We start from the raw sequence: 6,674 nt of genomic DNA, 5'->3' as shown, positions 1-6,674 counted from the left end.
GATTATAAATAGGAGCGTATTAAAAAAAAGCTATTGGAGGAATTTATTATGTCATTGATCAATAAACAAGTTGAAGATTTTAAAGTACAAGCTTACCATGCAGGAGAATTCAAAGAAGTTACACTTGAAGATGTTAAAGGAAAATGGGCAGTATTCTTTTTCTACCCAGCTGACTTCTCATTCGTATGTCCAACTGAATTAGCTGACCTTCAAGATAACTATGAAACATTCAAAGAAATTGGTTGTGAAGTTTACTCAGTATCAACAGATACTCATTTCAGCCACAAAGGATGGGCAGATGCTACTGATACAATCGGTAAAATTCAATATCCTATGTTAGCAGACCCAGCAAACGTCTTATCCCGTCAATTCGGTGTTTTGATTGAAGAAGATGGATTAGCTCTACGTGGAACTTTCATCGTAAATCCAGAGGGACAAATTAAAGCATACGAAGTGAATGACTTAGGAATTGGCCGTAATGCTGAAGAACTTGTGAGAAAAGTTCAAGCTGCACAATTCGTAGCAGAACACGGAGATAAAGTTTGCCCAGCTAAATGGACTCCAGGTGAAGCAACGCTAGAACCAAGCCTAGACCTTGTAGGTAAACTTTAATTCTTAATGGGAAAATCCATTACTCCGGTTAATGGACCCATGATTATGATAATGGGGACAATTCGTTTCTGACAAGTATCTAATGACAAAAGGCACTTACCTAAAATAAGTGCCTTTTGTTTTTCAAAATAATCAGTTTAGCACGTATTATTTTTCAGCTAGGAGAACAAATATGAAAAAAATATATGATCTATTAATTATTGGCGGCGGCCCTGCAGGCCTCTCAGCGGGCGTTTATGCAGGAAGAGCCAAATTAAAGACTATAATTCTTGAAAAAGGCACTGGGGGCGGACAAGCCGCAACTACATCTGAAATAGCCAATTATCCTGGAATCCGCCATATTTCAGGCCCGAGATTAGTTGAAGAAATGAAGCTTCAAAATGAAGATTTTGGAGTAGAATTCGCCAAAGCGGATGTAACGGGCGTTGATTTCTCTGGTGAGGTAAAAGTCGTTAAAACTCTTGGTGGAGACTATCATGCACGGGCCGTCATCATTGCAACAGGTGCTACTCCGAGAACTCTAGGATTTCCAGGTGAAGAGGAATTTACCGGGCGTGGTGTAGCATATTGCTCAACCTGTGATGGTGAATTCTTTGAAGGGTTGGAAGTTTTCGTTATCGGGGCAGGATATGCAGCGGCTGAAGAAGCTATCTTCCTGACTCGCTTTGCCACAAAAGTTACCATCATTGCACGGGAATCAAGCTTCTCATGTGCCCCTTCCATTGTTGATAAAGTAATGGCAAATGATAAGATTGAAGTGAAATTTAATACGGAGATCCTTGGGGTGCATGGAGATGGGATGATCCAAAGTGCCCGTTTCATCAACAACGAGACTAAAGAAGAATTTGAATATAAGGCGAAGGAAGAAGACAATACGTTTGGCGTATTCGTATTCATTGGTTATGAGCCGAAAACAGAGATTTTCAATGGCCATATCGAAATGGACCATGCTGGTTACATTCTCACGGATGATGATATGAAAACGAATGTGAAGGGTGTATATGCAGCGGGAGACTTAAGGCCAAAATCCTTGCGCCAGATTATCACAGCTGTATCTGACGGAGCGATTGCTGCAACGGATGCAGGTAAATATATTGAAGAAGAAAAAGATCGCTTAGGCATTAAAGATGAGCCTGAGGTTGAAAAGCCAGCGAAGAAAGAACAGGCCGCAGTCCCAGCAGGAAAGAGCGCTTTATTAAGTGATGCGTTACGTGGCCAATTAAAGGGAATCTTCGGCAAGATGGAGAAAGAAGTAACATTGGTTTCCATCGTCGATGAAAGTTTGCCAAAATCAGTCGAATTGCGCGACTTCTTGTTGGATGTTGCGGAATTAGGCGACAAGCTTCATATTGAGTTATACAACAAAGGGGAAAATGAGGAAATTGAAGAAAAGATCAATGCAGATAAGTTCCCTGTCGTTTCCTTATTAAATTCGAATGGTGAATACAGTGGGGTCAAATACCACGGTGTACCAGGAGGACATGAGTTGAATTCCTTCATTTTGGCTATCTACAACCTGGCTGGACCTGGTCAAGCTTTGGATTCAGCCGTCTTGAGTTCAATTAAAGGAATCAGTAAAAAAGCGAACATCAAAGTGATGGTTTCATTGTCATGTCACTACTGTCCAGACGTTGTAGTGGGCGCACAACGCATTGCTATTGAAAACCCTAACGTTGAAGCTGAAATGGTCGATATAAGCAATTTCCAGGAAATTAAAAAGAAATATAAAGTCATGAGCGTGCCGGCTATGATCATCAATGATGAAGAAGTGGTATTCGGAGCTAAGAAAATTGATGAAATCGCAGCATTGTTAGTATGATAGAACACTAAATCGATAGGGGACTGTCCCCCTATCGATTTTTTTATTGGAAATGACCATTGAAAATCAGAGGATATCATGGGGTTTACATTCTTTTTATTCATAACCCTTGTCCCTTTGCATAAACTTGTACAAAAACAAGTAAAGAGACGAGGGGGCACTCATGCGTTTTCGATATAAAGGGTTATCAAGTCTGTGTATTGTCATTCTCCTGCTGTCTTTTATGGCACCTGTACAAAGCGCCAACGCAAATGTAGCCGTCAGTGCCCACAGCGCGATTTTGATGGATGAGGATAGCGGAAGGGTCATTTATGAAGTGAAAGCTCATGAAAAAAATCGCATAGCAAGTATTACGAAAATAATGACGGCTATCTTGGCTATTGAATCGGGACAAATGGATGAAACAGTAAAGATAAGCAATAATGCCTTCGGGACGGAGGGTTCTTCCCTTTATTTAAAAGAAGGAGAAAAGATTAAGCTTGAAGATTTGGTTTATGGCTTGATGCTGCGTTCAGGTAATGATGCAGCAGTGGCAATCAGCGAAAAGGTGGGTGGAAGCCTGGATGGATTCGTCTGGATGATGAATCAAAAGGCAGAAGAAATCGGTATGAAGAATACCCATTTTTCGAATCCACATGGTCTGGATAATACGGAAAACCATTATTCAACCGCATATGATATGGCTATACTGACTCGTTATGCCATGCAAAATGAAACATATGTAAAGATTGCCGGCACCAAGGAGCACAGAGCCCGTAATTCAACAGAACAATGGGACTATGTCTGGAAGAACAAAAATCGCCTTCTTACACAATTATATGAGTATTGCACAGGTGGGAAAACAGGGTATACCAAACTAGCAAAGCGCACCTTGGTCACGACGGCAACAAAAAATGGGCATGGCCTAATCGCAGTGACATTGAATGGCCCTGATGATTGGAATGATCATATTCAAATGTACGAATCCGCTTTTAAGGATTATAAACCAACGGAAATTTTACCTGAAGGCATGGTAAAAAATATGCAAAACAAAACGTATAAAGGGCATGTTTATATTAAAAATGATTTTTCGTATCCACTCACGAAAGATGAAAGAAAATTGGTCAATGTGAAAATGAAATTGTTGAAACCGCAGAAAGCTTGGAAAGATAAAAGGAAAATACCGGATGTTGTCGGGAGAGCTTCCATCTACCTCGATGGAAAGAAAATAGGTACACGCTCGATTTTTTATGGGGAATCAAAAGAAAGCTTCAAACAACAATCATTCCAATCATCATGGGCTGAGATGTTCGAAGCAGTATTGGGAATCGAACGCAATGGTTAATTACATTTGGGTTGGAATGACTGTGATCGGTATTGTATTTGGCATGATTAATGGGACGATGGATCAGGTGAATGAGGCTCTTTTTGTCAGCGCAAAGGAAGCGGTCACCCTTTGTCTGGGTCTTATGAGCATTCTTGTTTTTTGGTTGGGTTTGATGAAAATAGCGGAGGAATCGGGACTGCTTGATAAACTATCCATCTTGTTCAAGCCATTCATGAGATGGCTGTTCCCTGAAGTTCCTCCTAATCATCCCGCTATGGGGTATATACTATCGAATATGATGGCAAACACATTCGGTCTGGGTAATGCGGCTACGCCACTTGGTATAAAAGCAATGGAGCAGCTAAAGAAACTAAATGGCGGTAAAGCAACGGTCAGTCGATCTATGGTCACTTTTTTAGCGATCAATACCTCGAGCGTAACGTTGATTCCGACGACAGTCATTGCAATCCGCATGAATTACGATGCCCACTCCCCGACGGACATCGTTTTTCCGACTATAATAGCTACGGCCATTTCTGCCGTTGGAGGAGTCGCGATAGATCGATATTTTTATTACAGGAGAAAGAGGAGCGGGAGGGAATAGGATGTTGCACTGGATGACCACTATCTCGATTTGGATGATACCGATTTTGATTCTCTCTATATTACTGTACGGTACATTGAAAAGAGTCCCCACCTATGAAACTTTCGTCGAGGGGGGGAAAGAAGGGATTAACATGTCCTTTTCCCTTATCCCTTTCCTGGTAGGGATGCTTGTTGCCATTTCAGTATTTAGGGCATCAGGGGCATTGGATTTCATTGTACAATCACTAGACCCATTGCTTTCCCTGCTTCATTTTCCGTCAGAGGTTTTACCGCTTGCGATTATTAGACCAATATCAGGCACGGCCGCTTTAGGAATGACCAGTGATCTGATATCGGTTTATGGTCCGGACTCCTTTGTTGGGCGCCTAGCTGCCACGATTCAGGGGAGTACAGACACCACCTTCTATGTATTGACCGTTTATTTTGGAGCAGTCGGAATCAAAAAAATGGGAGATGCCCTTAAGGTCGGCCTTTTGGCAGATTTGGTCGGGATCATAGCAGCTGTTATCGTCGTCACACTGGTTTTCGGAATGAATTAAGAGAGGAAACGGGCAATCCCGTTTCTTTTTTTGTCTTTTTTCTTGAACTATTACTATGCTGGGCAATCATTTTTTATGGGATCAAACTTACATATAAAAGAAACATTTTTTTGAATGGAAAAAAAAGCTATGTTACACTCATTATGGAAACCAAACCATTTAACCATCTCATATTTGGTGTAATAATAAAAGAAAAGCTCTTAATCGCGAAAAACCTTTTGTTTTTGTCACTCTATATGTAATAATTGTATGATTGTGTATGTATAGACACTAACAAACGAATGATTATACTATGGGGTGAAGATAGATGGAACGATTACAAAAGGTGATAGCGCATGCTGGACTGGCTTCCCGTCGGAAAGCAGAAGAGTTGATTTTAGAAGGTAAGGTAAAAGTGAACGGTAAAGTAGTGAAGGAATTAGGTGTGAAGGTGGGTCCTAATGATAAGGTTCAAGTTAATGAAGTCCCGCTTGAAAAAGAAGCTCCTGTTTATTTCTTATTCTATAAACCGCGCGGTGTCATTTCGGCAGTTTCGGATGATAAGAATAGAAAAGTGGTAACGGATTATTTCCCTTACATCAATGAACGGATTTATCCAGTTGGCCGCTTGGATTATGATACTTCCGGTTTGCTGATCTTAACCAATGATGGAGAATTCGCCAATACGTTAATGCATCCGAAGCATGAAGTAGATAAAGTGTATGTGGCAAAAGTGAAAGGGATGCCTTTGCGTGAAAGCTTGAAAAAGTTGGATAAAGGTATCAAGTTGGAGGATGGCAAGACTGCTCCAGCCAGGACTAGAGTATTGTCTACCGACAAAAATAAGGAAACGGCCATTGTTGAAATCACGATACATGAAGGTAGAAACAGACAAGTCCGCCGGATGTTTGAAGCGATTGGTCATCCTGTCATTAAATTGAAGAGGGAACAATATGGATTTTTGACCTTGGACGGTTTAACTGCAGGAGATTCCCGGGAATTGACTCCGCATGAAGTTAAATTAATGCGAACTTTAGCATCGACCGATCCTAAACAACGGAGAATGTAAGAAAGAATTTTTCCTGTATTAATAGGTTGAAACCACTACCCCATTCTTCCCATGGTGGAAGAATAGGTGGTGGAAAACAGTCTGTAAATACAAATTCTTTCATGAAGCAGGAATGAAAGTCACAAAACCTTCGGAAATGTAATTAAAAGGGACCTGGTGGTAGATGGTATAATGGTATGGTTAAATTTGGTGTGGACTTAGGAGGATTTCTATGAATAAAAAGAAGCGACGCCTAATAAGCAGGACCATCATTCTTTTGCTTTTAGGTGCAGCTTTAGTGTTTGCCCTTTATACGAACTTCACTAAAGATAAGAATGAAAGTTTGAGAAAAGGATCCGATGCACCCAATTTCGTTTTGACGGATATGGAAGGTAAAGCGCATAAACTGTCCGATTACAAAGGGAAAGGCGTCTTCCTGAACTTTTGGGGTACATATTGTAAGCCGTGTGAATATGAAATGCCTTATATGCAAAATCAGTATAAAAACTTTAAAGACCAGGGCGTGGAAATATTAGCCGTTAATGTCGGGGAATCTAACTATGCTGTCAATAATTTCATTACAAAGCATGATCTTACCTTTCCTGTCATGATCGACAAAGGCAGGGAAGTGGAAAATGCCTATCGAGTGGATATTTTGCCAGTCACCTTTTTGGTTGATAAAGAAGGTAAAGTGATAGATATCATCACCGGAGCTTTGACAGAAGAGAGCATCCAAAAGCATATGGAGAGAATTAAACCATAATA

At 40.7% G+C, this 6,674-nt stretch carries 7 protein-coding genes; all 7 read left to right on the top strand.

All coding sequences use genetic code 11. The annotated features are described in order from the left end of the window. The first annotated feature begins 48 nt into the window (after positions 1 to 48). The 7 genes from ahpC (at position 49) to resA (ending at position 6,672) form a co-directional block, all read left to right on the top strand. Positions 49 to 612 carry an alkyl hydroperoxide reductase subunit C gene (gene ahpC, locus ACFWE9_RS08970; protein ID WP_057217417.1) on the top strand — a complete coding sequence of 188 codons (564 nt, stop codon included), beginning with the start codon at positions 49 to 51 and terminating at the stop codon, positions 610 to 612. A 172-nt stretch (positions 613 to 784) separates the two neighbouring features. Beyond that, on the top strand, positions 785 to 2,431 hold the full coding sequence (locus ACFWE9_RS08965; RefSeq protein ID WP_230156903.1) for an FAD-dependent oxidoreductase: 1,647 nt from the start codon (positions 785 to 787) through the stop codon (positions 2,429 to 2,431). A gap of 163 nt (positions 2,432 to 2,594) precedes the next feature. Next, the gene (locus ACFWE9_RS08960) at positions 2,595 to 3,755 is read left to right on the top strand and encodes a D-alanyl-D-alanine carboxypeptidase family protein (protein ID WP_230156904.1); all 1,161 of its coding nucleotides are present in this window, start codon (positions 2,595 to 2,597) and stop codon (positions 3,753 to 3,755) included. Further along, complete coding sequence (locus ACFWE9_RS08955; RefSeq protein ID WP_230156905.1) at positions 3,748 to 4,341, top strand: nucleoside recognition domain-containing protein; 594 nt, start codon at positions 3,748 to 3,750, stop codon at positions 4,339 to 4,341. The genes ACFWE9_RS08960 and ACFWE9_RS08955 overlap by 8 nt, the downstream gene beginning before the upstream one ends. 1 nt (position 4,342) lies before the next feature. Beyond that, complete coding sequence (locus ACFWE9_RS08950; RefSeq protein WP_230156906.1) at positions 4,343 to 4,882, top strand: spore maturation protein; 540 nt, start codon at positions 4,343 to 4,345, stop codon at positions 4,880 to 4,882. Positions 4,883 to 5,189: 307 nt separating this feature from the next. Next, entirely contained in the window at positions 5,190 to 5,930 is a 741-nt protein-coding gene (locus ACFWE9_RS08945; protein WP_230156907.1) for a pseudouridine synthase, read from the top strand. 211 nt (positions 5,931 to 6,141) lie between these two features. Next, a complete protein-coding gene (resA, locus tag ACFWE9_RS08940; protein ID WP_230156908.1) occupies positions 6,142 to 6,672 on the top strand; it encodes a thiol-disulfide oxidoreductase ResA in 531 nt (176 codons plus the stop codon). Positions 6,673 to 6,674: the final 2 nt, after the last annotated feature.

This window comes from Peribacillus sp. NPDC060253 (assembly GCF_042727425.1).
Classification (GTDB): domain Bacteria; phylum Bacillota; class Bacilli; order Bacillales; family DSM-1321; genus Peribacillus.
The sequence above is the reverse complement of the archived record's forward strand: the minus strand, read 5'-3'. Positions and strand labels throughout refer to the sequence as shown.

Bases quoted from the DNA above. Each gene is read 5' to 3' on its own strand.
- ACFWE9_RS08965 (WP_230156903.1), top strand. From the start codon at position 785: ATGAAAAAAATATATGATCTATTAATTATTGGCGGCGGCCCTGCAGGC.
- ACFWE9_RS08955 (WP_230156905.1), top strand. From the start codon at position 3,748: ATGGTTAATTACATTTGGGTTGGAATGACTGTGATCGGTATTGTATTT.
- ACFWE9_RS08950 (WP_230156906.1), top strand. From the start codon at position 4,343: ATGTTGCACTGGATGACCACTATCTCGATTTGGATGATACCGATTTTG.
- ahpC (WP_057217417.1), top strand. From the start codon at position 49: ATGTCATTGATCAATAAACAAGTTGAAGATTTTAAAGTACAAGCTTAC.
- ACFWE9_RS08945 (WP_230156907.1), top strand. From the start codon at position 5,190: ATGGAACGATTACAAAAGGTGATAGCGCATGCTGGACTGGCTTCCCGT.
- resA (WP_230156908.1), top strand. From the start codon at position 6,142: ATGAATAAAAAGAAGCGACGCCTAATAAGCAGGACCATCATTCTTTTG.
- ACFWE9_RS08960 (WP_230156904.1), top strand. From the start codon at position 2,595: ATGCGTTTTCGATATAAAGGGTTATCAAGTCTGTGTATTGTCATTCTC.